Source organism: Amycolatopsis sp. SID8362 (genome assembly GCF_010550475.1).
Classification (GTDB): domain Bacteria; phylum Actinomycetota; class Actinomycetes; order Mycobacteriales; family Pseudonocardiaceae; genus Amycolatopsis; species Amycolatopsis eburnea.
The window spans coordinates 1-24,599 of sequence record NZ_JAAGNB010000003.1; the positions used below are offsets into that span (position 1 = coordinate 1).

The 24,599-nt window shown below is 70.7% G+C and carries 26 protein-coding genes and 1 pseudogene; 21 read left to right on the forward strand and 6 right to left on the reverse strand.

What is annotated here, in order from left to right:
- From G3I65_RS00425 to G3I65_RS56855, 11 genes and pseudogenes are all read left to right on the forward strand, one after another.
- Window positions 1-375 (forward strand): annotated as a pseudogene (locus G3I65_RS00425) (hydrogenase 4 subunit B); the annotation flags it as partial.
- On the forward strand, window positions 372-1,319 hold the full coding sequence (locus G3I65_RS00430; protein WP_160693666.1) for a respiratory chain complex I subunit 1 family protein: 948 nt from the start codon (window positions 372-374) through the stop codon (window positions 1,317-1,319). The pseudogene G3I65_RS00425 and the gene G3I65_RS00430, both read left to right, overlap by 4 nt.
- Window positions 1,320-1,358: 39 nt before the next feature.
- A complete protein-coding gene (locus tag G3I65_RS00435) occupies window positions 1,359-2,024 on the forward strand; it encodes a hypothetical protein (RefSeq protein WP_160693668.1) in 666 nt (221 codons plus the stop codon).
- Window positions 2,021-3,502, forward strand: a complete 1,482-nt coding sequence (locus tag G3I65_RS00440; protein ID WP_160693670.1) for a proton-conducting transporter membrane subunit — start codon at window positions 2,021-2,023, stop codon at window positions 3,500-3,502. Before G3I65_RS00435 ends, G3I65_RS00440 begins: the two co-directional genes overlap by 4 nt.
- Window positions 3,499-5,013, forward strand: coding sequence for an NADH-quinone oxidoreductase subunit C (locus G3I65_RS00445; RefSeq protein WP_160693672.1), 1,515 nt, complete (start codon window positions 3,499-3,501; stop codon window positions 5,011-5,013). The genes G3I65_RS00440 and G3I65_RS00445 overlap by 4 nt, the downstream gene beginning before the upstream one ends.
- Window positions 5,014-5,097: 84 nt before the next feature.
- Window positions 5,098-5,304, forward strand: coding sequence for a hypothetical protein (locus tag G3I65_RS00450; protein WP_160693674.1), 207 nt, complete (start codon window positions 5,098-5,100; stop codon window positions 5,302-5,304).
- 111 nt (window positions 5,305-5,415) lie between these two features.
- Window positions 5,416-5,637, forward strand: coding sequence for a hypothetical protein (locus G3I65_RS00455; protein ID WP_239070090.1), 222 nt, complete (start codon window positions 5,416-5,418; stop codon window positions 5,635-5,637).
- Between the two features lies 1 nt (window position 5,638).
- Window positions 5,639-6,478, forward strand: coding sequence for a hypothetical protein (locus G3I65_RS00460; RefSeq protein ID WP_160693676.1), 840 nt, complete (start codon window positions 5,639-5,641; stop codon window positions 6,476-6,478).
- Between the two features lie 484 nt (window positions 6,479-6,962).
- Window positions 6,963-8,498 carry a nucleobase:cation symporter-2 family protein gene (locus tag G3I65_RS00465; RefSeq protein ID WP_160693678.1) on the forward strand — a complete coding sequence of 512 codons (1,536 nt, stop codon included), beginning with the start codon at window positions 6,963-6,965 and terminating at the stop codon, window positions 8,496-8,498.
- A gap of 55 nt (window positions 8,499-8,553) precedes the next feature.
- Entirely contained in the window at window positions 8,554-8,889 is a 336-nt protein-coding gene (locus tag G3I65_RS00470) for a metalloregulator ArsR/SmtB family transcription factor (protein WP_166639470.1), read from the forward strand.
- Complete coding sequence (locus G3I65_RS56855) at window positions 8,886-10,097, forward strand: GNAT family N-acetyltransferase (protein WP_160693680.1); 1,212 nt, start codon at window positions 8,886-8,888, stop codon at window positions 10,095-10,097. Before G3I65_RS00470 ends, G3I65_RS56855 begins: the two co-directional genes overlap by 4 nt.
- A 45-nt stretch (window positions 10,098-10,142) precedes the next feature.
- Here G3I65_RS56855 and G3I65_RS00480 read toward each other — a convergent pair whose 3' ends face one another.
- Entirely contained in the window at window positions 10,143-10,556 is a 414-nt protein-coding gene (locus G3I65_RS00480; protein ID WP_160693682.1) for an ArsI/CadI family heavy metal resistance metalloenzyme, read from the reverse strand.
- 73 nt (window positions 10,557-10,629) lie between these two features.
- Here G3I65_RS00480 and G3I65_RS00485 point away from each other — a divergent pair, with 73 nt between their 5' ends.
- Both G3I65_RS00485 and G3I65_RS00490 read left to right on the forward strand, forming a co-directional pair.
- Window positions 10,630-10,992 (forward strand): metalloregulator ArsR/SmtB family transcription factor, encoded by a 363-nt coding sequence (locus G3I65_RS00485; RefSeq protein ID WP_160693684.1) that lies wholly within the window; start codon window positions 10,630-10,632, stop codon window positions 10,990-10,992.
- Entirely contained in the window at window positions 10,989-11,132 is a 144-nt protein-coding gene (locus G3I65_RS00490) for a hypothetical protein (protein WP_166639469.1), read from the forward strand. Before G3I65_RS00485 ends, G3I65_RS00490 begins: the two co-directional genes overlap by 4 nt.
- A gap of 1 nt (window position 11,133) precedes the next feature.
- Here the strand turns inward: G3I65_RS00490 and G3I65_RS00495 are convergent, their stop codons facing one another.
- Both G3I65_RS00495 and G3I65_RS00500 read right to left on the reverse strand, forming a co-directional pair.
- Window positions 11,134-11,553 (reverse strand): DUF1232 domain-containing protein, encoded by a 420-nt coding sequence (locus G3I65_RS00495; RefSeq protein WP_160693686.1) that lies wholly within the window; start codon window positions 11,551-11,553, stop codon window positions 11,134-11,136.
- On the reverse strand, window positions 11,550-12,134 hold the full coding sequence (locus tag G3I65_RS00500; protein WP_160693688.1) for a Chromate resistance protein ChrB: 585 nt from the start codon (window positions 12,132-12,134) through the stop codon (window positions 11,550-11,552). Before G3I65_RS00500 ends, G3I65_RS00495 begins: the two co-directional genes overlap by 4 nt.
- A gap of 174 nt (window positions 12,135-12,308) precedes the next feature.
- On the opposite strand from G3I65_RS00500, the gene G3I65_RS00505 reads away from it, so the two are divergent.
- From G3I65_RS00505 to G3I65_RS00535, 7 genes are all read left to right on the forward strand, one after another.
- Window positions 12,309-13,745, forward strand: a complete 1,437-nt coding sequence (locus G3I65_RS00505; protein WP_160693690.1) for an MFS transporter — start codon at window positions 12,309-12,311, stop codon at window positions 13,743-13,745.
- Window positions 13,746-13,866: 121 nt separating this feature from the next.
- The gene (locus tag G3I65_RS00510; RefSeq protein ID WP_203612235.1) at window positions 13,867-14,898 is read left to right on the forward strand and encodes a YncE family protein; all 1,032 of its coding nucleotides are present in this window, start codon (window positions 13,867-13,869) and stop codon (window positions 14,896-14,898) included.
- 100 nt (window positions 14,899-14,998) lie between these two features.
- The gene (locus tag G3I65_RS00515; protein ID WP_309235221.1) at window positions 14,999-16,954 is read left to right on the forward strand and encodes a KUP/HAK/KT family potassium transporter; all 1,956 of its coding nucleotides are present in this window, start codon (window positions 14,999-15,001) and stop codon (window positions 16,952-16,954) included.
- 96 nt (window positions 16,955-17,050) lie between these two features.
- Complete coding sequence (locus G3I65_RS00520; protein WP_160693692.1) at window positions 17,051-17,977, forward strand: acetoacetate decarboxylase family protein; 927 nt, start codon at window positions 17,051-17,053, stop codon at window positions 17,975-17,977.
- 7 nt (window positions 17,978-17,984) lie between these two features.
- A complete protein-coding gene (locus G3I65_RS00525; protein WP_160693694.1) occupies window positions 17,985-18,905 on the forward strand; it encodes an NAD-dependent epimerase/dehydratase family protein in 921 nt (306 codons plus the stop codon).
- A 51-nt stretch (window positions 18,906-18,956) separates the two neighbouring features.
- The gene (locus G3I65_RS00530; protein ID WP_160693696.1) at window positions 18,957-19,538 is read left to right on the forward strand and encodes a TetR/AcrR family transcriptional regulator; all 582 of its coding nucleotides are present in this window, start codon (window positions 18,957-18,959) and stop codon (window positions 19,536-19,538) included.
- Between the two features lie 137 nt (window positions 19,539-19,675).
- Window positions 19,676-20,374 (forward strand): type 1 glutamine amidotransferase domain-containing protein, encoded by a 699-nt coding sequence (locus tag G3I65_RS00535; RefSeq protein WP_160693698.1) that lies wholly within the window; start codon window positions 19,676-19,678, stop codon window positions 20,372-20,374.
- Window positions 20,375-20,409: 35 nt separating this feature from the next.
- Here G3I65_RS00535 and G3I65_RS00540 read toward each other — a convergent pair whose 3' ends face one another.
- Complete coding sequence (locus tag G3I65_RS00540; protein ID WP_160693700.1) at window positions 20,410-20,763, reverse strand: hypothetical protein; 354 nt, start codon at window positions 20,761-20,763, stop codon at window positions 20,410-20,412.
- A 40-nt stretch (window positions 20,764-20,803) separates the two neighbouring features.
- Window positions 20,804-21,448 (reverse strand): TetR/AcrR family transcriptional regulator, encoded by a 645-nt coding sequence (locus tag G3I65_RS00545; protein WP_160693702.1) that lies wholly within the window; start codon window positions 21,446-21,448, stop codon window positions 20,804-20,806.
- A 150-nt stretch (window positions 21,449-21,598) separates the two neighbouring features.
- Between G3I65_RS00545 and G3I65_RS00550 the strand changes: the two genes are divergently transcribed.
- Window positions 21,599-23,569 carry an aconitate hydratase gene (locus tag G3I65_RS00550; protein WP_160693704.1) on the forward strand — a complete coding sequence of 657 codons (1,971 nt, stop codon included), beginning with the start codon at window positions 21,599-21,601 and terminating at the stop codon, window positions 23,567-23,569.
- A gap of 101 nt (window positions 23,570-23,670) precedes the next feature.
- On the opposite strand, the gene G3I65_RS00555 is transcribed toward G3I65_RS00550, so the two are convergent.
- On the reverse strand, window positions 23,671-24,543 hold the full coding sequence (locus G3I65_RS00555; RefSeq protein WP_203612236.1) for an alpha/beta fold hydrolase: 873 nt from the start codon (window positions 24,541-24,543) through the stop codon (window positions 23,671-23,673).
- Between the last annotated feature and the right edge of the window lie 56 nt (window positions 24,544-24,599).

Below are 24,599 nucleotides of genomic sequence, written 5' to 3' on the forward strand. Positions count from 1 at the left end.
CTGCTGGCGGTGCGGCGCGCCCGGCGCGCGGCGCGGCTCTGGGACTGTGGCGCCGGGCCGATGTCGCCGCGGATGGAGTACACCGCGACCTCGTTCGCCGAGCCGCTGCAACGCGTGTTCGACGACGTCGTGCGCCCGGAGACCGACGTCGACGTCGACCACCACGAGGAGTCGCGGTACCTCGTGCGGGCGGTGGCCTACCGCCGCCGGGTGCCCGACCGGATCGAACGCCGGCTCTACCGGCCGGTGCTGGCCGCGGTCGCCGCGTGGGGGAGAGGCGGCGGGCGGCTGGCGAACGGCAGTGTGCACCGCTACCTCGGGTACGGCTTCTACACCCTGTGCGGGCTGCTGCTCCTGCTGGCGGTGACCCGGTGACCGCGCTCGGGCTCGTCGGCGGGTTCGTGCAGCCCGTGGTGGTCCTCGGCGCGTCGCCGCTGCTGGTCGGGGTGATGCGGCAGGTGCGGGCGAGGCTGGAGGGCCGGGCGGGCGCCGGCGTGCTGCAGCCGTGGCGGGATCTGCGGAAGCTCCTGCGCAAGGAGCCGGTCGCGCCGCGCGGCACGAGCGAGGTGTTCCGGTTCGCGCCCCTGGTGCTGATGGCGACCACGCTCGTGGTGGCGGTGGTGACGCCGTTCGCGACGACCGACTCGGCCATCGGGCCGGTGGCCGACCTGTTCGCCGTGGTCGCGCTGCTCACGGTGGGCACGGTCGCGCTCGCGCTGGCCGGGCTGGACACCGGCACGGCGTTCGGCGGGATGGGCGCCAGCCGCGAGATGACGATCATCGCCTTGGTCGAGCCGACCCTGCTCGTCGCGATCTTCGCGCTGTCGGTGCGCGTCGGGTCGACCAACCTGGCCTCGATCGTCACCTCGACCCTGCACGACCCGGCGCGGGTGATCTCTCCGGTGAGCCTGCTGGCCGCGGTCGCGCTGGTCGTGGTGATCGTCGCCGAAACCGGGCGGCTGCCGGTGGACAACCCCTCGACGCACCTGGAGCTGACCATGGTGCACGAAGCCATGGTCCTCGAGTACGCGGGCCCGGATCTGGCGCTGGTGGAGCTGGCTTCGGCGATGCGGCTGTCGGTGTTCCTCGGTCTGCTGGCGAACCTGTTCCTGCCGTGGGGGATCGCGACGTCCGTGGCGCCACTGGCGCTCGTCACCGGCCTGGCTGCCTGGGTGGTCAAGGTCGTGCTGCTCGGGTCGGTGCTCGCGGCGGGTGAGGTGTTCCTGGCGAAGCTGCGGCTGTTCCGGGTGCCGGAGCTGCTCGCCGGGTCGTTCCTGCTGGCCCTGCTGGCCGTCGCCGCGTCGTTCTTCCTGGCCTGAACCGAAAGGACCGGTTTCGCATGTCCACAGAGGACAGTCGTGGGTGACACGAGCTACGTGCAGCTGCTGGATCTGGCCTGCGGGGCGCTGCTGCTGACCGCGGTGCTGATCCTGTGGCGCCGCGAACTGAGCGTGCTCATCCGCGTGTTCGCGCTGCAGGGCCTGGCGCTGGCCGCGCTGGTCGCGGTGCTCGCCGCCCACGAGCGGTCGGCCGAACTCGGCGTGGTCGCCGCCGGGATCGTGGTGCTGCGCGCCGGGGTGCTGCCGTACCTGCTGCGCCGTGCGCTGATGGGCGGCGGTGTGGTGCGGCGGGAAACCCGGCCGCTGGTCAACGTGGCGTCCTCGCTGCTGGCGGCCGCGGCGTTGACGCTGCTGGCTTACGCGGTATCCCGGCCGCTGGTCGCGCTCGCGCCGTCGCCGGCGACGCAGGCGATCCCGGTCGGGCTGACCGTCGCGCTGATCGGCTTCTTCACGCTGGTGACCCGGCGGCGGGCGCTGTCGCAGCTGGTCGGATTCCTGTTGCTGGACAACGGGATCACCGCCGTCGGGTTCCTGACCACCGGCGGTGCCGGCCTCGTCGTCGAGCTCGGCGTGTCGCTGGACGTGCTGCTGGTCGTGCTCGTCCTGCAGATCCTCACCACCCGCATGCGGGAGACCTTCGGCGACGCCGACCTCGACGAGCTGCGGGAGCTGCGCGACTCATGACCGTCTTCCTGCTGCTCGCCCCGGTCGTGGTGCCGCTGCTCGGCGCCGCGCTCTACCTGGCTGCCGGCTGGCGTCCGGCGACCCGCTGGGTCAGCGCCGGGAGCGCGGCTGTCACCCTGGCCGCCGCGGTCGCCCTCGCCGTCACCGTCGCCGTGTCCGGGCCGCGGACCGCGCTCGGCGGGCCGGCGCGAGCCGACGCGCTGTCGGCGTTCATGCTCATCGTGATCGCCGCGGTCGGGCTCCTCGCCACCGCGGCGACTCCGGCGTACCTGCGCGCCGAGATCGACTCGGGCCGGGCCACCCCGCGGACCGCGACCCGGCACAGCGTTCTGGTGCAGCTGTTCCTCGCCGCCATGGCACTCGCCGTGCTCGCCGCCGACCTCGGTGTCCTGTGGGTGGCGATCGAGGCCACCACCATCGTCACCGCCTTCCTGGTCGGGCAGCGACGCACCCGCCAAGCCGTCGAAGCCGCCTGGAAGTACGTCGTCATCTGCTCCGCCGGCATCGCACTGGCCCTGCTGGGAACCTTCCTGCTCAACTACGCCGCCCAGCACGCTCCCGGCACGCCCGGACTGGACCTGGCCGCGCTCACCCACGCCGCGCCCGGGCTCGACCCGGGCGTCACCCGGATCGCGATCGCGTTGCTGATCATCGGATTCGGCACCAAAGCGGGGCTCGCGCCGCTGCACGCGTGGCTGCCCGACGCGCACTCCCAGGCGCCGGCTCCGGTGTCGGCGCTGATGTCCGGCGTGCTGCTCTCGGTCGCCTTCTACGCCATCCTGCGGGTCAAGGTGATCGCCGACGCGGTACTCGGGACCGGCTTCGCCCGCACCCTGCTGATCGTGATGGCACTCGCGTCGCTCGTGCTGGCGGCGTCACTGCTGCTGGCCCAGCGCGACTACAAGCGGATGCTCGCCTACTCCAGCATCGAACACCTCGGCCTGGTCGCGCTCGGCGCCGCCGTCGGCAGCCCGCTCGCACTCGCCGCGGCGCTGCTGCACGTCCTCGGGCACGGCCTGGTCAAGGGCGTGCTGTTCCTGACCGCCGGACGCGTCCTGCAGACCGAGCACACCAGCCGCATCGACGGCGTCCGCGGCCTGGCGGCCCGCCAGCCGGTGCTGGCCGGGTGCCTCGGGCTCGGGGTGCTCGCGCTGATCGGGCTGCCCCCGTTCAGCGTGTTCGCCAGCGAACTCGGGATCGCCCGCACCGGCTTCACCGCCGGCCTCGGCTGGGTCACGACCGCCGTGCTGGCCCTCGTGGTGGTGATCGCCGCCGCGCTGATCACGCACACCGGCCGCATGGTGCTCGGCGCTCCGGCGGAGGGCCCCGGCGCGGCCACCGCACCCGGCAGGCTGCCGGGCACGTTCGCCGCCACCGTGATCGCCGGCCTGGTGGCCAGCGCCGTTCTCGGGCTCACCGCGGGCCCGTTGGGTTCTCTCCTGCACCTGGCCGCCGACACGCTCACGGGGGCGCCATGACCCAGCCGGATTCGTTCAGCACCGAGGTCGGCCATCGCCGCTCCGCCCGCACCATCGGCGGGGGCGAGCTGCCCGACCGGGCCCGGGCGCTGCTCGCCCACGGCTACCGCGTCGCCCTGATCGCCGGGCACGACGACGGCGACGCGCTGCGGGCGGTCTACCTGTTCACCGCCGCCGATCCCGACCGGCGCGTCGAACTGCACGTCCCCGTGGACCGCGCCCGGCCGGAGGTGCCCAGCCTGGCCGGGTTGTCCTTCCCGGCCGGGCGGTTCGAACGGGAGATGCGGGACCTGTTCGGCATCGTGCCCGCCGGCCACCCGCTGCCGCGACGGCTGGTGCGGCACTTCCACTGGCCCCAGGGCTGGTACCCGATGCTCGCCGACGCCGGCGAGCCACCCGCGTTCGGCGACGTCGACGGCCCCTACCCGTTCCGGACGGTCGAGGGCGACGGCGTCTACGAGATCCCGGTCGGCCCGGTGCACGCCGGGATGATCGAACCGGGGCACTTCCGGTTTTCCGTTGTCGGGGAAACCATCCTGAACCTCAAGGCCCGGCTCTGGTTCGTCCACCGGGGAATCGAGAAGCTGTTCCAGGGCCGCCGTCCCGGAGAAGCGCTCGAGCTGGCCGAACGCATCAGCGGTGACACCACCGTCGGGCACACCCTCGCCTTCTGCCAGGCCGTCGAGGACGCCTATGGCATCCCCGTGCCCGACAACGTCCACCGGATGCGGGCGGTCCTGCTGGAACTGGAACGGCTCTACAACCACGTCACCGACCTCGGCGCGCTGTGCAACGACGTCGGACACGGGATCCTCAACAACCACGCCCAGCGCGTCCGGGAACAGCTGCTGCGGCTCAACGACCACGTGACCGGGCACCGCCTGCTGCGCGGCGCGATCCGTCCCGGCGCCACCCGGCTCGACCACGTCCCGGACCCGGCGAAACTGGCGGGAATCGGCGCCGACATCGCCGAAATCGTCGATCTCGCGCTGGCGAACACCGTGGTCAACGACCGGTTCGCCGGCACCGCGGTCCTCACCCGCGCCCAGGCCGCCGATCTGGGTGCGCTCGGCTACGTCGCGCGCGCCAGCGGGGTTCCGGTCGACGCCCGGAACGACCACCCGTTCCTCACCGCGCCGTCCGGCCGCGCGGACCACCCGCGGACCGACGGGGACGTGCTGTCCCGCTTCCTGGTGCGTGCCGGGGAAATCGCCCACTCGATCACGCTGATCTCCGACCTGGCCGTCGAGCTGGTCCCCGGCCCGGCATCGGCGAGCGCACCCGCGCGCGACACCACCCGGTCGGGCGTCGGCATCGTGGAAGGCTGGCGCGGCACCATCGTCCACCGCGTCGAAGCCGCCCCGGACGGCACCCTGAGCCGGGTCAAGATCGTCGACCCCAGCTTCTTCAACTGGCCCGCGCTGCCGGTGGCGCTCGCCGACACGATCGTTCCCGACTTCCCGCTCGCCAACAAGAGCTTCAACCTCTCCTACGCCGGCAACGACCTGTGAACCCGCCGGCGACACGTCTGAAGACTTGCGAAAATATGCAGTTAAGCGGAAGAATGGAAGTTCCCCGGAGCGGTCGAGGTGATCATGAGTGAGTTCGAGGCAGTGCTGCGCGAGCGCGTCGACACCACCTACCGTCAGCTGACGGTGGCACGTCGGGTGGGCCTGGACTACGAGACCGAGCAGCAAGGCGCGCTCCTCGAGGATCTGTTCGAGCTGGCCCGGCAGCACGGGCTCGACGCGGCGTCCTGGGTCGACGTCGACACCGAAATCCCGCGGCAGGGTCGAGCCTGACAGGTCGCGCCGGCACGGGCGCTGAGGCGTGTCCGAGAGTTGCAAGATTCGTTAATTGTGCACATGCTAGATTCATAAGGTACTGAGCAAGCTGGGTGGAGGCTGGGACTGATGAGTGAGCTGGCGGCCGAGGTGCGCCGCGGAATCGGCGAGGCGCAGGACGCCACCCTTGCGGCCACGGAGGCTGGACACCCGTACGAGGCGTACCTGCACCGCGTTCGCCTGGCGGAGTTGCTCGCTCAGGCCGCACGCCACGACATCGACACCGCCGCGCTGGTGCAGCCCGCGGTCGGCGCCGCACTGGCCGAGGACCGCGCCGCCCTCGAGCGCTGACGTGCGCGGGTCGGCGGGGCTGGCGATCGTCAGCGATGGCAGTGGTCTTCCGTGCGCGGCGGCTGGCGAACCGGGCGACGTCTTCGACGCGCTCGCCGCCGACGTCCGGCTCTTGGCGGCCCACACCTCCTTGAGGCCGTTCCCGGTCGCGGCCACCGCCCGCGACGCCGGGGAGCTCGCGGCGGCGGTGCGGGCGCTGCCGGCCGGTACGGCCGCGGTCTTCTTGGCCCGCACCGACCCGGTACGCGCCCGGACCGTGCAGTGCGACCTGGCTCGCAGCACGGGAATCCCGATCGTCACCGAAGAGGACACGCTCGCCATCGCCTCCGCCACGCAAGTGCTGGTGGCGCTGCGCCGTGCCGAAATCGCCCCGTTCAACGCCCGCGTGGTCGTGGCCGGCGCGAACACCGTGCCCTTGCTCGCCCTGCTGCTGACCGCGGCCGGGATCGGCGACACCGTCTCCTGGACGACCGCCGACGCCCTGGGCTTCCCGCTTTCCGGCGTCGTGCGCGACGCCGCGATCGTGGTCGACCTGGCCGACGCCGCGACCGCGATCCGGCCGATCTTCGGCGACCAGGCACCGCTGACGCTCAGGCGATCGTCCGATCCCGCGGCGCATCTGCTGGCGTTGCCGGGGTTGCTGCGCGCGCTGCGGGACGTGCCGAGGCCGGGATGGGCCGGTGACCCGGCGCGGCACGTCGAGGTGCATCGTGCGTGCGCCCAAGCGCTCGTCACGCTGGTGCCGGTCGACCGCCTGCTGCCGGAACTGGCCGATCCCGACCTGGTCCGCCGCGTCGCGGAGGCCACTGTGGACGTTCTCCGTCAGCCGTACGCCCGCTGAGAACACCGCGGTAGCCGTCGTGACCGTCCTCGTCGGCGATGACCCCTCGCTGGCCACGGCGGCGTGCTCGACTTCCGCTTGATTTGGTGGTGCGGTGCCGGGATCGCTGACCTGCTCGGGAAGCCAGGCGCAGGCGATGTGGGCGGCGGCGACGTTCGCTGTGGCGCAGGCCGAGTGTGTCGTCGAACAGGCCGGGTGTGCGGCCGGTCGTCGGTGGCGGCGCGGGCAGCGTGGATGTCCACGACGTCCGCTCCGGTGATGTCCGCGACGACGATGCCGCGGTTCATTTGGTAGTGGACCAGGCGAGGGCGGCTTCGCGCAGCGGGGTGCCCGAGGGCAGTCGTCCGGACAAGGTGCTCTGCCGCTGGATGCGCGTACCCAGCCCGGTGATCGGGCTCTCCGTGGTCGCTTGACTCCCAGCGGCGGGGTTGCTGTTCTGCTATGTGGAAGTTAACCTCCGCAGAACGAAACTCTGGGAGGTCGGATGGCGCGAGTGAAGCGGACGCCGGCGACGGGTGACGTGGCCCCGGTACGCCGTCCCGAGGACGAACGGCTCGGGTTCGGCAAGAGCCTCGCTTACGGCGTCCAGCACGTCTTGACCATGTACGGCGGGATCATCGCGCCCCCGCTGATCATCGGGGGCGCCGCGGGCGTCTCACCCGCCGAAGTCGGGCTGCTCGTCGCGTCGTGCCTGTTCATCGGCGGGCTGGCGACGATCCTGCAGTCCTACGGCGTGCCCTTCTTCGGCTCCCGGCTGCCACTGGTGCAGGGCACCTCCTTCGCCGGCGTCGCGACGATGACCGCGATCGTGGCCGATGGCGGGCTGCCCGCGGTGTTCGGTTCGGTGATCGCCTCCGCGCTGCTCGGCCTGCTCATCACGCCGGTGTTTTCGCGGCTGGTGAAGTACTTCCCGCCGGTGGTCACCGGCACGGTGATCACGGTGATCGGGCTCAGCCTGATGCCGGTCGCGGCGAAGTGGGCGATGGGCAACGACAGCAAGGCGGCGGATTTCGGGTCGGTCTCGAACATCGGGCTGGCCGCGTTGACGCTGGCGATCGTGTTGCTGCTCAGCAAAGTCGCCGTCGCCGCGATCTCCCGGCTTTCGATCCTCCTGTCGATCGTGGTGGGCACCGCGCTGGCCACGGTGCTCGGCAAGGCCGATTTCTCCCAGGTGGGGAACGGTCCGATCTTCGCGGTCCCGACGCCGTTCGGTTTCGGCGCGCCGACCTTCGACGTCGCCGCGATCGTGTCGATGTTCATCGTCGTGCTGGTGACCCTCACCGAGACCACGGCCGACATCCTCGCGGTGGGGGAGATCGTCGACACGCCGGTCGGCAAGCGCCGGATCGGCGACGGCCTGCGGGCCGACATGGCGTCCTCGGCGATCGCGCCGGTGTTCAACGGCTTCATCCAGAGCGCCTTCGCCCAGAACGTCGGCCTCGTCGCGATCACCGGCGTCCGGAGCCGGTTCGTGGTGACCGCCGGCGGCGGGGTCCTGGTGGTCCTCGGCATGCTCCCGGTCCTGGGCCGGGTGGTGGCCGCCATCCCGTACCCGGTCCTGGGCGGCGCCGGTCTCGTGCTGTTCGGCACGGTCGCGGCGTCCGGCATCAAAACCCTGTCCAAAGTGGACTACAATGGCAACCTCAACCTGGTGATCGTCGCGGCTTCCGTCGGCCTGGGCATGGTCCCGATCGCGGTACCGGGCTTCTACGACCGGTTCCCGGCGTGGGTCGGCACGATCTTCCACTCGGGGATCAGCTCCGCGGCGCTCCTGGCCGTCGTGCTCAACCTGGTCTTCAACCACCTGAGGCCGGGCAAGGCGGGTACCGAGCCGTCGGTGTTCGCGACGGCGACCCGCGTGATCGACTACTCCGACCTGAAGGTGCTTTCCCGGCTGGAGAACGGCGACAAGGTCGTCGACGGCAAGATCGTGGACGCGCAGGGGCGGCCGGTTCCGGTGTGGGACGCGGACGGGCAGCCGGTGTCCTACCGGATCGGCTCCGAGCCGGCGGGTCACTGACGCGGCAGGGCGCCGGGTACCGCCAAGGGGATTCATCGTATATCGTCGATTAACGATGAAGGGGGCCGCTGTGCTGGACCGCGATACCGCCAGGACCTACGCCGAGTGGTTCCGCGCGCTCGCGGACCCGACGCGGGTGCAGATCCTCAACCTGCTCGCCGAGGCCGGCACGCCGATGGCGGTGGGGGAGATCGTCGAGCAGGTCAGCGTGGGCCAGTCGACCGTCTCCGCGCATCTCAAGGTCCTTGCCGACACCGGGTTCGTGCTGGTCGAGCCGCAGGGGACCGCTCGGCTCTACCGCGTGAACGAAAAGTGCGTGTCCTGCTTCCCGAGCGCCGCGGACGTCGTCATGGGACGCGGAGTCCGGTCGTTCGGCGAGGAGGCCCGATGAACCCCGATCGCGACGCCGTGCACGACCGCTACGCCACCGCCGCCCGGCGGGCTCTGGCCGGGGAAGGGACCGGTCTGCTGGCCGGTGCCGGGGATGCCGAGCGGCTCGGCGCCGTGCACTACGCCGGCGTGGAGGTTCCGGTCGAGGTGACCGCGACCAGCCTCGGCTGCGGCAACCCGCTCGCCGTCGCCGAGCTGAAGCCCGGCGAGACCGTGCTCGACCTCGGCTCCGGCGGCGGGCTGGACGTCCTGCTCTCCGCTCGCCGCGTCGGGCCAGGTGGGCGGGCCATCGGCCTGGACATGACCGACGACATGCTCACCCTCGCCCGCCGGCACGCCGAGCAGGCCGACGTGACCAACGCCGAGTTCCTCAAAGGCACCATCGAGCAGATCCCGCTGCCGGACGCCTCGGTCGACGTCGTCATCTCCAACTGCGTCATCGCCCTGTCGTCGGACAAGCCCGCCGTGTTCGGCGAGATCGCCCGCGTCCTGCGACCGGGCGGCCGCCTCGGCATCACCGACATCCTCGCCGACGACAGCCTCACCGACGCCGAACGCGCGGCCCGCGCCGGTGCGGTCGAGTGCCTCGGCGGCGCGCTCACCGCCGACCGCTACCGGACGCTCTTGCACGACGCAGGGCTCAGCGGCATCGACGTCCAGCTCACCCACGAGACCGGCGACAAGCTCCACTCCGCGATCATCCGCGCCACCAAACCGGTCGAGGTCGTCGCGATGACGGACGAGCACGCGGAGCGGGTGCTGGCGATCTACCAGGCCGGGCTCGACGCCGGCCAGGCGAGCTTCGAGACCACTGCGCCCGCCTGGGAAGCCTGGGACGCCGCTCATCTTCCGGAGCACCGGCTGGTCGCCCTCGGCCCGGCTGGGCGGGTGATCGGCTGGGCCGCGGTCTCGGCGGTGTCCTCGCGGTGCGTGTATGCCGGGGTCGTCGAGCACAGCGTCTACGTGGACCCGGCGGCCCAGGGGAGAGGTGTCGGGCAGGCGCTGCTGGCCGCGCTGATCGCTTCGACTGAGGACGCGGGGATTTGGACGATCCAGAGCGGCGTCTTCCCCGAGAATACCGCCAGCCGGGAACTGCACCGCCGAGCCGGGTTCCGGGAGATCGGCGTCCGCGAACGCGTCGGCCGGCATCACGGCGTCTGGCGGGACGTCGTCATGATCGAGCGACGCAGCTCGCGGATCGGCAGCTGAGCGGAGCCGGTGCGCCCCTCGATTGCGCACCGGCTCCAGGGGCGTTCAGTTGCAGCAGCCCGCCGGCTTGGCCGTGTCGGTGCCGTACGTCATCGAGTCGGCCTTGACCGTGTAGACCTCCCACGGCTCCTTGCCGGGACCGTGGACCCACACCTTGTCCTGCACCGCGTAGCAGCACGTCGTGTCATCCTCGGTCAGCGTCTCGAGGCCTTCGCCGGTCAGCCGCTGGGTTGCCGCGTTGACCTGGTCGGTCGACTCGACCTCGACGCCGAGGTGGTCCATCACCGTCTCCTGGCCCGGTTCGCCCTCCAGTAGCACGAGCTTCAGCGCGGGCTTGGTGATCGCGAAGTTCGCGTAGCCGGGGCGGAGCTTTGCCGGTTCGGTGCCGAACAGCTTCGAGTAGAAGTCGATCGATCCGGCCAGGTCTCCGACCCGCAGGGCCAGCTGTACCCGTGACATGTCCGCTACCTCCTTGAATAGACGTTGGTCTAAGCAGATTGCCGCCTGTATCGAAGTCTGTCAATATAGAGGGATGTCGAAGCAACTGCCGCTCGTCGCGCTGGACGCCTGCTGCGCGCCCCTGGCTCGGGAGCTGTTGACGCAGGACCAGGCGGTCGAGCTGTCGCACCTGTTCAAGGCGATGGCCGACCCGGTCCGGCTGCGATTGCTGTCGCTGATCGCGTCCCACGCCGGCGGCGAGGCGTGCGTGTGCGACCTGACCGACGCCTTCGACCTGACCGGCCCGACCATCTCCCACCACCTGAAGGTGCTGCGCGAGTCCGGCCTGATCACCGGGGACCGGCGCGGCACCTGGATCTACTACCGCGTGCACCCGGAGGTGCTGGCGCGGCTGTCGACGGTGCTGACGACCACCGGCGAAGCAGTCACCGCGTGACAACGATCGAGGCGGCACCGCGTCTGTCCATTCTGGACAAACTTCTGCCGGCGTGGATCGCGGCCGCGATGGTCCCCGGGCTGCTGGCCGGGCGCTGGGTGTCCGGCCTGAACCGATTTCGGTGGCGCGCCGCGGAGTAACTCAGGCCGTGGCTTGGATTCTCGTCAGCCGAGCGAGTGCGGCGAAGCCGTCGTCGGTGCCGGGCCAGTGGGCGCGGACGGTCTCGAACCCGGCGCGGCGGACGACGCCGCGCAGGACGGCGGTGACGATGATGGCGTCGTCGGCGTAGCCGAGGACCGGGATGAAGTCCGGGACGAGGTCGATGGGCAGCGCGAGGTAGGCCAGCAGTAGCCCGAGCCGGATGCGGACGCCGCGGGGGAGGGTCTTGTCGGCGGCCAGGCGCCGGATGAGGCGCAGGACGTCGGGCAGCAGCCGCAGGGCTTCGCGCAGGAGGCCGCCGCGGGGCCGGATGATGACCAGGGCGACGACGAGGATCAGCCACGCCAGCAGCAATGCGGCGCCGACGCCGATGAGCAGGTCCCACCAGAACGACCCGGTCACTGCTTCACCGCCCGCAGCCTGGGCGCGGCCTGGTCCGGGGCCTCGGCGTGCAGGGCGGCTTCCTCGAAGGCGGCCAGTTCCGTGGCCGCCTGCTCGACCGCGTCGCGGGCGGTGCGGCCGGTGGGTGCGTCGAAGTAGTCGCGGGCGGCGATCTTGTCCAGCCACGTGCGGAAACGCTGCAGGTCGGCTTCGGACTCCTCGACTTCGGCGTAGGTGGCATTGCCGCGGGCCTGTTCGTCGGCGAGTTCCTGTCGCAGGCTGGGGAGCCGTTCGAGGACTTCGGCGTATTCGGTGTCGCGGGCGGCGTTGAGTTCGGCGATGACGGCGTCTTCCTCGCCTGGGGCGGTGAAGGCCATCGGCAGCACCCGGGCGGTGCCGCCCTGGTGGCGGACCCGGTCGGCCAGTCGGCGGATCTCCCGCACCACGGGCGGCCGGGCCGGGAGCAGGCAGACCGATTGCTGCAGGTAGAGGGCGCCGAGCGAACGGAGTTTCCGCCACACCTGTACCCGCAGCGAGTCCGGCGCGCCCGCGGTGGACACGCTGATGACCAGCCAGCCGTGGTCGTCTGGTTCGATGCTCACATCGCCAGGTTACGTCCGTAACATCCACTGGTCCAGTTGTAACGGCCACGGTTCGACGTGTGACACAGGAGACTCACATACCCCCTGGGGGTAGTTGCGAAGAGATCCACTGCCGCCGTACTCTCAGCGCAGTCAGATACCCCCTGGGGGTACCTTGTGAGAGAGGTGGTCGTCATGGCCGGCACGGGTTCGAGACGGTGGTGGGCGCTGGGCCTCATCGCCTTGGCGCAGTTCATGGTCATCATGGACACGTCGATCATCGGCGTCGCGCTCCCCGAGATGCAGCAGGACCTCGGGTTCTCCCCGGGCGGGTTGTCGTGGGTGTTCAACGCCTACGTCATCGCGCTCGGCGGCCTTCTGCTGCTCGGCGGCCGGTTGTCCGACCTGTTCGGCGCGCGCCGGCTGTTCACCACCGGCTGGGTGGTCACGCTGGCCGGTTCGGTGGTCGCGGCGCTGGCCGGGACGGCGTGGGTGGAGCTGCTGGGCCGGGTGCTGCAGGGCGGGGGTGCGGCTCTGATCGCGCCGTCGGCGCTGACCCTGCTGATGATGATCTTCGGCTCGCGTCCCCAGGAGCTGCCGAAGGCGCTCGCGCTCTACGGCGCCGCCGCGCCCGCCGGGGGCACGGCCGGTGTCTTCCTCGGCGGCGTGATCACCGAATGGCTGTCCTGGCCGTGGATCTTCTGGCTGTACGTGCCGATCTCGCTGGTCGCGATCGTCGCGACCGCGCGCCTCATGCCCGAGGTGCCCGCCAAGCGCGGGTCGGTCGACGTTCTCGGGGCCGCGACCGTGACGGCCGGGCTCGCGCTGACCGTCTTCGCCGTCGTTCGTGCGCCGCAGCTGGGCTGGGGTGCGTTCGAGACGCTCGGGCCGCTGGCCGGCGGCCTGCTCCTGCTTGCGCTCTTCGTCGCGATCCAGCGCGTCCGGCGGGTGCCGCTCGTGCGCCTGGGGATCTTCCGCACCCCGAACCTCGGCGGGGCCAACCTCGCGCAGTTCCTGCTCGGCGCCGCGTGGATCCCGATGTGGTACTTCCTCAACCTGTACCTGCAGCAGGTTCTCGGTTACGGCGCCTTCGCCAGTGGCGCGGCCCTGCTGCCGATGACCGTGCTGATCGTCGTGCTGATGGTCGCGGTCGCCCCGAAGCTGATCGCGAAGCTGGGGTCGAAGCCGATGATCATCGGTGGGTTGTGGGCGCTGGCCGCTGGCCTGTTGTGGTTGTCGTTCGCCCGTCCGACCGGCAGCTTCGTCGTCGACGTCCTGCCGGCGTCGCTGGTCGCGGCGCTCGGCCAGGCCCTGGCCTTCATCCCTTCGCTCGGTACGGCGATTTCCAGCGCCAAGCCCGAGGAAGGCGGCCTCGCGGCCGGGATCGTCAACACGGCCTACCAGGTCGGGTCCGCGCTCGGGCTGGCCGCGATGACGGCGGTCGGGCTGTCGTTCGGTGCCGACCGGCACGACGACCCGGTCGTCCTGACCGGCGGCTTCTCGGCGGCGTTCGTCGGGGCGGCGGGAATCGCGCTGGTCGGCGGCTTCTTGGTCATGGCGACGTTGAGGACTGGCCGGCGCGCGGTGGAGCCCTCGGCTTCGGTGGGCGAGAAGGACGCCGTCGCGCGGTGACGGCGTGGACCCGGGTCGGGGCGGCAGTGCGAACTCGCGCTGCCGCCCCGACCGCGTGCGAGCCGCAGCACATCGGTGCACGGTAACCTTGGTTGCTCCGAGCCGGCAGGAAGCAGGGTCGATGAGTCCTTCGACGCGGTCGCGCCTGCTGCTGACGGCCGCGGGCGTCGCCGTGGCGGCGCTGGTCGTGACGCTCGTGGTGATCGTGCGTGGCGACGGCGGCGGGAAAGAACTGCCGTTGCGGCCGGTCGGCGAGCTGACGCTGCCGGGGAACGCCTCGCGGTTCGACTACGCGAGCCTCGACACCGGGCGCGGTCTGCTCTTCGTGGCGCACCTCGGCGCCGGTGAGGTCATCGAGGTCGACGTGCGCGCGCACCGCGTGGTGCGGGTGATCCCGGATGTCGCGCAGGTCCACGGCGTGCTGGTGGTGCCCGCGCTGCATCGGGTGTTCGCCACCGCGACGGGCGCGAACCAGGTGCTCGCGCTGGACGAGGACACCGGGGCGGTGGTCAGCCGGGCGCCGACGGGTGAGTACCCGGACGGGCTGGCCTACGACCCGCGACGCGGCGCGATCTGGACGACGAACGAATCCGGCGGGTCCGAGACGGTGGTCGACGCCGCCACCGGAGCCGTTCGGGGCACCGTGGCGCTCGGAGGTGAGGTCGGCAACGTGGCCTATGACCCGGCGAACGACCGGATGCTGGTCGACGTCCAGGGCCGCGACGACCTCGCCGTGGTCGACCCGGCGAGCCTCGCCGTGGAGCGGCGGGTGCCGTTGCCGGGCTGCGACCACGACCACGGCCTCGCGCTGGACCCGGCCGACCGGTTGGCGTTCGTGGCGTGTGACGGCAACGCGGCCCTGCTGACCGTGGACGTGAACTCCGGGCAGGTGACCGGGACCGACGAGGTCGGCGACGATCCGGACGTGCTGGCCTACGACCAAACCGCGCATCGGCTGTACGTCGCGGCGGAGAGCGGCCCGGTCACCGTGCTGGACCTGCGCGACCGGCGGTTGAGCGTGGCCGGATCCGGTCGGCTGGCCGACGGCGCGCACGTGGTCGCGGTCGACCCGGTCACGCACCACAGCTTCTACCCGGTGCCGGCCGGGGCGGACGGCCGTCCCGCGCTTCTCGAGCAGGAGCCCGTCCGGTAGCGACCGTCCACTGTGGTCACCGACCCCCGTTCCGCGCCGGGTGAAGACCGCCCGGCGGCGGTATCGTCCGACGGGTGCGGCCCGCTCCCGGGAGGACATCGTGACGAACCACCGGAACATGACCACAACGGACGAAGCTCCCGCCGCCGGTGGCCGCCCGGCGCGTGAACCGGTGCGGCTCGCGGTGGTGGTCGGCGCGCTCGGCGTCGTGTTCGGCGACATCGGCACCAGCCCGATCTACACCTTGCAGACGGTGTTCAGCCCGAGCGACCCGCACCCGGTTCCGGTCGACGTCGGCAACGTCTACGGTGTCGTGTCGCTGATGTTCTGGTCCGTGACGATCATTGTCACGGTCACCTACATCCTGCTCGCCATGCGCGCCGACAACCACGGCGAAGGCGGGATCATGGCCCTGATCACCCTGGTGCGGAAATCGGCCGCGGGCCGGGGCAAGCGGACGGCGCTGGTGCTGGCCGGGCTGGGCATCTTCGGGGCGTCGCTGTTCTTCGGCGACAGCATGATCACCCCGGCGATCTCCGTGCTGTCCGCGGTGGGCGGGCTCGAGGCCGTCGACGACTCGCTCGGCAGCTGGGTCGTCCCGATCACCGCGGTGATCATCGTGGTGCTGTTCCTGGTGCAGCGGCGGGGGACCGCGGCGGTCGGGCGGGTGTTCGGGCCGGTGATGATCGCCTGGTTCACCGTGATCGGCGTGGCGGGCGCGATCGGGATCGCCGGCCACCCGGCGATCCTCAAGGCCCTCTCACCGACGTACGCGGTGGGCTTCCTGGCCGGCCACTTCGGTGTCGCCTTCTTCGCGCTGGCCGCGATCGTGCTCGCGGTCACCGGCGCCGAAGCCCTCTACGCGGACATGGGCCACTTCGGCCGGCGCGCCATCACCCGCGGCTGGCTGTTCCTGGTGTTCCCGGCGTGCGTGCTCAGCTACTTCGGCCAGGGCGCGCTCATCCTCGAAGACCAGGCCAACCTCAGCAGCCCGTTCTTCCTGCTCGTCCCCGGCTGGGCACGCATCCTGCTGGTCCTGCTCGCCACGGCCGCGACGGTGATCGCCTCCCAGGCCGTCATCACCGGCGCGTATTCGGTGGCGTCGCAGGCCGCCCAGCTCGGCTACCTGCCGCGGCTGCGGATCGCGCACACGTCCGCGGCCGAGCGGGGCCAAATCTACGTCCCGTGGGTCAACTGGCTGCTGCTGGCCTCGGTGCTGACCCTGGTCTTCGCGTTCCGCAGCTCGGCGGCGCTGGCGTACGCGTTCGGCATGGCGGTGACGGGGACGATCACCATCACCACCACGCTGTTCTTCTACATCGCCCGGGTCAGGTGGCGCGTCCCGGTGTGGCTGCTGGGGCTGGGCGCGGCCGTGCTGCTCCTGGTGGACCTGCTGTTCGTCGCCGCGAACCTCACCAAGCTCGTCCACGGCGCGTGGCTGCCGCTGCTCATCGCCCTCACCGCGTTCACCGTCATGACCACCTGGCAACGCGGGCGGCAGATCGTCACGGCCCAGCGGAACCGCGACGAAGGCTCGCTGCGCGAATTCGTGGACGAGATCCACAGCGGTGAAGAGGCTACGCAGTGCGTGCCCGGCACGGCCGTGTTCCTCAACCGCGGCAACGAAACCGCGCCGCTGGCCATGCGAGCCAACGTCGAGCACAACCACGTCCGCCACGAGCACGTCGTGATCCTGACGCTGGAGACACAGCCGGTGCCCCGCATCCCGGACGCGGAGCGGGTCACCGTCGACGACCTCGGGTACGCCGACGACGGGATCACCCACGTCACCGCGCGGTTCGGGTACATGGAGACACCGGACGTGCCGAGGACCCTCGCACTGCTCGACCCCGACGACACCGAGGGCCGCCTCGACGCCGGCGAGACGTCCTACTTCCTGTCGAAGGTCGAACTCCGCCGCGGCTCGGAACCGACCATGGCCGGCTGGCGCAAGCGGCTGTTCATCGCGACTTCCTACATCGCCGCCGACGCCGCCGAATACTTCGCGCTGCCACGCGAGCGGACGGTCATCATGGGTTCGCGCATCGACGTGTGAACCGGAGACGTCTCGCGCCCTCAAGACCAATGTTGACCCTGCTTACATCGCGCGCTACGGTGATGTAAGCAGTGTATACATTGGGAAGGGGTTGCGATGGGATCGTCGAAGATCGGCCAGGACGAGGAAGTGGTCGAAGTCAAGCTCGGAGGCCGCACGGTCACCGTGCCGAAGGGCGGGCTGTATGACCGCTACCGCATGGACACCGACCTCGACGAGGTCGCCGAGGACCCCCGCGTGCGCACCGTCGACTTCTTCCGGACGTTGCCGAAGACCGAGGTGCAGTCCGCGATCGGGCCGACCCGGACCCCGAACTTCTACTACTCGATGTCGAAGGCGCAGATCACCTACCTCGCCCCGGTCAGGGCACTGCGATCCCGGCTCCCCGGTGAGCTCGACCCGTTGCAGATCGCCCCGGGACTCGGGCTGTTCTCGGTGGTCTTCTTCCGCTACGACATCTGCGACATCGACTTCTACACCGAGGCCACCGTCGGCATCGCGGTGCGACCCGCGCGGCACGGCGGCCTGGGCGCCGCCGACTTCCTCTCGGGACTGTCCAACGACTCGATGCACGCCTACGTCCTGTCGCTGCCGGTGAACACCGAGATCGCGCAGGTCCGCGGGCATGACGGCTACGGCTTCCCCAAGTGGGTCACCGAGATCGACGTCGAGATCGACGACCGCCGAACGGTCGCGCGCGTGGCCAATGACGAGGGCGGTACCGACATCGCGCTCGACGTGGCCACGCCGACGCAGAAGCGGGTTCCCAGCGGCACGAGCGTGTCCACGCTGACCTCGTACACGCGGCTCGGTGGCGGCTGGAACGCGACGCTGAGCCAGACCAACACCCTCGCGGCCGGCAGCAAGCTGCTCCCGCGGGACGTGTCGCTCGAACTGGGATCGGGACGCCTGACCGACGACGTCCGTTCCCTCAAGCCGATCAGGCCACTGCGGCTCGACGTGGCCGGCGAGTGCCAGAACGCGCTGCACATCCCGGTCCCCGTCTCTTTCCCGGCACGGTGAGGAACGAATGCAGACCGTACTGGGAGCCAACGGCCAGATCGCCGAAGAGCTCACCCGCTACCTCCATGACCACGTCACCCACGACATCCGCCTGGTCAGCAGGAACCCCGGCAAGGTCCACGAGACCGACCAGCTGGTCAAGGCCGACCTGATGGACGCCGAGGCGACCGCCGCCGCCGTCGCGGACAGCGACATCGCCTACCTGACCGTCGGCCTCCCGATCGACTCCGCCTTGTGGGAACAGCGGTTCCCCGTGATGATGGCCAACACGATCGCCGCCTGCCGCAAGTACGACACCAAGCTGGTCTTCTTCGACAACACCTACATGTACCCGCGAACCGCTGCCCGTCAGGTCGAGGACACCCCGTTCGAACCCGCCGGGCGCAAGGCGGCGGTGCGGGCGCGGATCGCGGACATGCTGCGGCGGGAGATGGACGCGGGCACCATCGACGCCGTCATCTGCCGCGCACCCGAGTTCTACGGACCCGGCAAGACCAAGAGCCTCACCAACTCCGCCGTCTTCGACCGGATCAAGCACGGCAAGCGGCCGCTGATCCCGCTCGACGCCCACACCAAGCGCACCCTGATCTGGACGCCCGACGCCAGCCGCGGCATGGGACTGATCGGCAACACTCCCGACGCCTACGGTCAGACCTGGCACCTGCCCGTCGATCCCGAGCGGCTCAGCTACGCCGACATGATCACCGTGGCCGGCCAGGTGACCGGAAAAAACATCCGCTACACGACCCTTCCGGCAGTTGCCTTCAAGATCGGAGCCCTGGTCAACCAGTCGGTGAAGGAGGCCTCCGAACTGCTGCCGCGCTACCGCGTCGACAACATCTTCGACTCCGCCAAGTTCGCCGCGCGCTTCCCCGGCTTCACGGTCACGACCTACCGCCAGGGGATCACCGAGATCCTCGGGGGATAGCACCGTGGCGTGCGGTATGTTCGCGGTGCTCACATGAGACGGGGGTAACCGGTGCCGACATCCGCCAAGGGCAGCTACCACCACGGTGACCTGCGGGCGACGCTGATGAAGATCGCGATGCGCATGCTCGAGGCGGGCGAGCCGTTCTCCCTGCGGGGTATCGCCCGGGAAGCCGGCGTCTCGCCGACCGCGCCCTACCGGCACTTCGCCGACCGGGACGCGCTGGAGTCCGCGCTGGCCGCCGAAGGGCTGCGCGACCTCAAAGCCGACCTGCTCCAGGGCGGCGGGGGACCGCCCGCCACGGTGGCCGACCTGGCCGAGCTCGGCGTCGCCTACGTCGACTTCGCCCTGCGCCGGCCGGCGCTGTTCCGGCTCATGTTCGGCAACCCTTGCGACGACGCCAACGACGCCCGCGTCCGCGCGGCGGCCGACGTGCACGAACTGCTGGGCGCCGCCGTCTCCCGCGTCTTCCCGGACGTCGACCCGGCCGCCCTGGCCACCGCGGGGTGGGGCCTGGTGCACGGACTGGCCTGCCTGCACCTCGACGGCAAGCTGACCAGCACGTCGGCCGAGGACGTCGCGAACCAGGTGCGCGGTTCCTTCGCCGCGATTTTCGCCGCCCGCCCCCGCTGAGGCATGGTCGCCGCACGCGCGGGTAACCACCTCGGGTGACCTGCTCGCCATCGTGTTGACAGTGCTTACATGAGCGCCTACCGTGATGTAAGCACCGTAAACATGACCGTGTGGTACGGCACGGGCGAGGAGTCACGATGACCAGAGTTCTGCAGGTTCTCTCCGCCGCGCGCGTCTGGACGCTCAAAGACGGCACCGAGCACCCGACCGGTTTCTGGGCCGAGGAGTTCGTCGTTCCGTACACGCTGTTCACTGAGGCGGGCTGGGACGTCACGCTCGCCACCCCCGGCGGCAAGGAACCGGTCGTCGACCAGCTCAGCCTCGGCGTCAAAGGCGGCGTCCTGCCCCGCACGGCCAAGAAGCTCAAGGCCGAACTCGACCGGCTGGCCTCCGTGCTCGAAAAGCCGGCCGATCTGTCCGAAATGGATCCCGACGACTTCGATGTCGTCTTCTACTCCGGTGGCCACGGCCCGATGGAGGACCTCGCGGTCGACGCGACCTCCGGGGCGCTGCTGACCAAGCGGCTGGCCTCCGGCCGCCCGGTGGCGCTGCTGTGCCACGCACCGGCGGCGGCGCTGGCCGCGACGAACCCGGACGGCAGCTGGCCGTTCGCCGGATACCGGATGACCGGTCTGTCCAATGCGGAGGAACGGCTCAACCCGTTCGCGTGGAAAGCCAAGTGGCTGCTGGAAGACCGTCTCAAGGAAGCCGGTGCGGACTACACGTCCGGTCTGCCGCTGAAGTCCAAAGTGGTCGTCGATCGCAACCTCTACACGGGACAGAACCCGGGCTCCTCGGCCGCGCTCGCCCAGCGCATCATCACTGACGTCCGATGAACTGGAGAAAGGCATGACCGCACTTCCCCCTCCCATCACGCCGTACGGGCTATTCGACCCAGGTGGAGCAGAACTACGCCGTCGGCCAGTGGGTGCTCGCCCACGGCACCGAGCACGGCCCGGTCGACGTTGTTGGTCAGCGCGTCGAACCACAACACGCGGCTCGCGGACGCGGGGTCGACGGGGAACGCCCGCGCCGAGTAGTCGAGCGCGCCGGGCAGGAAGTCGACCCCGAGGTTCGGCCCCGTGCTCGCGCGGAGTAGTTCCTGGATCTCCGGGTCCCCTTCGAGCCGTCCGAACGCGGCGTCGAGGTCGGCCTCGACCAGCCGGGGTACCGGCAGGCCGAGCACCTGGGCGATGCCGGTGCACAGCACCTCGGCCACCAGCACCTTCGGTCCTTGGCCCGCGCCGCGGAGCGCACCTGGTCAATCATCGGTTCTCCATTCGGACGGCGTAGTCCAGCACCCGCTCGCCGAGCAGTTCTTCGACGACGTCGAGCAGCGCGAGCACGGCCTCGGCGATCGCGTCGGGTCGTTCCCCGGCCACGGTGCGGGCCCCGATCTCGGCGAACACCAGCGAGTGGAACCAGCCGATCTGGCTCGCGACCAGCCGGGGCACCGGATCCCCGGTCGGAGCACCGGTCTCGTCGGCGAGCAGGGTGGCGAGTTCGTCGACCATCTGCCCGGCCAGGTCGCCCAGCCGGGCGGCCAGCGCGGGCGTGGCGAGGATCATCGCCAGCACCCGGCCGAACCCGGGGGTGAGGCCGACGGTCCGTTCGCGGCCGTGGATCTCCTGCCGCAGGTTGGCGAGCACCGCGCGCGCGGCCGACTGCCCGGGATCCCGCTTCGCCACGATGTCGGCCAGCCGCCGGGGTGATGCTTCTTCCGGTGGCAGAACCAGGTCTTCCTTGGTGGGGAAGTAGTTGTAGACGGTGTTGACCGAGACGTCCGCGGCCTCGGCGACCTCGGTGATCGTCACCGCGTCGAAGCCGCGCGCCACGAACAGCCCGATCGCGGCGTCGGAGATCCGGCGCAGCGTCTGCCGCTTCTTGCGTTCCCTGAGTCCCTCTGCCACCAAATAAGTTAAGCACACTCCAAAAATAGAGTCGACCCCATCGAGTCCACTGTGGTCACCTTGCGGTCCTTCGAAAACCCGAAACCCGGCTGTCCGGTTTCGGCCCGGGTGTTTCGGGAACCCGCCGCAGGACTGGCAAAGGAGAAGGGGATGCCCGGCAGTAGCGTTACCGAGAAGCTGATCTCCGCACATCTCGTGGACGGCCGGATGCGCCCGGGTGAGGAGATCGCGCTCCAGGTCGACCAGACCCTGACCCAGGACGCGACCGGCACGCTCGTGATGCAGGAGCTGGCGGCGCTGGGACTCGACCGCGCTCGTACCGAGCTCAGCGTCCAGTACGTCGACCACAACCTGCTGCAGGCCGATGAGCGCAACGCCGAGGACCACCGGTTCCTTTACTCCGCCTGCCGCCGGTTCGGCTTGTGGTATTCCAAGCCGGGCAACGGGGTTTCCCATCCGACGCACATGCAACGGTTCGGCGTCCCCGGCAAGACGTTGATCGGCTCGGATTCCCATACCTGCGCCGCGGGCAGCCTCGGCATGCTGGCGATCGGCGTCGGCGGGCTGGACGTGGCCATGGCCATCGCCGGCGAGCCGCTGCGCGTGCGGATGCCGGAGGTGTGGGGTGTCCGGCTGGTCGGCCGGCTGCGGCCGTGGGTCTCGGCCAAGGACGTCATCCTGGAGATGCTGCGCCGCCACGGTGTTTCCGGTGGCCGCAACCGGATCGTCGAGTACCACGGGCCGGGTCTGGCCACGCTGACCGCGATGGACCGGCACGTCATCGCCAACATGGGCGCCGAACTGGGCGCGACGACCACCGTCTTCCCCGCCGACGACGCCGTGCGCCGGTTCCTGACCACCGAAGGCCGCGCCGACGATTTTGTCGAAGTTTCCGCGGAGAAGGACGCCGACTACGACGTGGATGACGAGATCGACCTGTCCGCGCTGGAACCGTTGATCGCCAAGCCGTCCTCGCCCGGCAACGTGGTCCCCGTCCGCGAGGTCGCCGGCACGCCGGTCGGCCAGGTCGTCGTCGGCTCGTCGGCCAACCCCGGCCTGCGGGACTTCGCCGTGGTCGCCGCGATGGTCGCCGGGCGGCAGACGGATCCGGCCGTCAGCTTCGACGTCAACCCGACCTCGCGGCAGATCTTCGCCGACCTCACCGCGATGGGAGCCACCCTGGACCTGGTGAGGGCGGGCGCCCGGATCCACCAGGCCGGCTGCCTCGGCTGTATCGGGATGGGCCAGGCGCCCGCCGTGGGCAGCAACTCGCTGCGTACTTTCCCCCGCAACTTCCCGGGCCGGTCCGGTACGGCCGACGACTCGGTGTGGCTGTGCTCGCCGGAAACCGCCGCGGCCGCCGCGTTGACCGGGGAGATCACCGACCCGCGGGATCTGGCCGCCGACCTCGGACTGGAGTACCCGTCGCCGCACCTGCCCGAGCGGTCCTCGACCGGCGACGACATGTTCGTCCGGCCGCTGCCGGCAGAGGAGGCCGAGGGCGTCGATCTCGTCCGGGGCCCGAACATCTCCGAACTGCCGGAGCTGGACCCGCTGCCGGACGAACTCCGCGCGCCGGTCCTGCTCAAGGTCGCCGACGACGTCTCGACCGACGAGATTTCCCCCGCCGGTGCCCGGGCGCTGCCGTTCCGGTCGAACATTCCCAAGCTGGCCGAGTTCACCTTCACCCCGATCGACCCCGGCTATCCGGAACGGGCCGGTGCGCCGCACCTCGTGGTGGGCGGCGAGAACTACGGGCAGGGCTCGTCCCGGGAGCACGCTGCAATCACCCCGCGGACGCTCGGCCTTCGGGTGGTCGTGGCGAAGTCCTTCGCCCGGATCCACGGGCAGAACCTGGCCAACTTCGGCGTGCTCCCGCTGGAGTTCGCCGACGGCGCCGACTTCGACCGCGTCGATCAGGACGATGTTCTGGTGTTCGAGAAGCTGCACGACGCCCTGACCACGTCGGCCGAGCTGACGGTGCACAACGACACCAAAGGCGAGGCGTACCGGCTGCGCCACCGGTTGTCCCCACGGCAGGTGCAGGTCGTGCTGGCCGGTGGTCAGATCCCGTTGTTGGCCGACGAAAACCGGCGCGACACCGGGATCGATGAATCGTGAAGGAGGTGGGGTGGCACGGCGTACGGCCACGCGTTCGTCACCCGGAACTCCCGCGGCCGCGGCGGCACTCCTGCACGAAGCCTACGACGTCACCTCGCTGATCAGCCAGGGCCGCTGACGGTCGCGAGCCGGTGGATCGCGGCGCTCGTCGCCTGCGGTGCCTCGCGGGGTACGAAATGGCCGGCCCCGGCCAGCACCTGGCGTTCGTACCAGCCGGTGAACAGCTCGTCTTTGCCGTCGGTGGTGGCGGGTGTGTTGTCCCGGTCGAGTTCTCCGTGGACGACCAGGGTCGGCAGCTTGATCGGTGGCGCGGCCGCGAGCCGGCTCTCGATGTCGTCGTACGCGGGGTCGCCCGGGGCTTCGTGCCAGCGGTGCAGGTAGGCGTGGATGGAGATTTCGGCCCAGTCGGGGTTGTCCCAGGACGGTGCGGTGCGGTCGAACTGCTCGTCGCGGCCCGGCCACGGCGGCGACCAGCTCGACCACAGGTACCGGCTCAATTCACGGCGGTCGTCGCGGTAGGCGGCCCGTCCGCGCTCGGTGGCGGTGAACCACTCGTACCAGTAGTTGTGCGCCAGCTCGTAGGGCAATGCGGCGCCGGTGGCGTAGCCGGCGGACATGGCCACCAGACCGCGGATCCGTTGCGGGAACAGCGCGGCCACCGCGTAGCCGGCGCGGGCACCCCAGTCGTGGCCGACCAGCAGGACGTCGCTCAGCTCGAGGGCGGTGACGAAGTCGGCGAGGTCCGCGGCCAGCGCGCCGATCTGACCGCTGCGGGGGACCGCGTCGTCCAGAAACCGGGTGGGGCCGGTGCCCCGCAGGTACGGGAGAACGCAGCAGAAGCCGTTTTCCGCCAGTTCGGGCACCACGCCGTCCCAGCACGACGGGTCGTCCGGCCAACCGTGCACCAGCACCACCACGGGTCCCGACGACGGCCCCCGCCGGTGGTAGGCGATCTCCAGCCGTGGCGTTCGCACGCGTTCCACCATGGGCGCCGGGTGCCCGAGCCTGCCCGGCCCGAAACAGCGGTGTT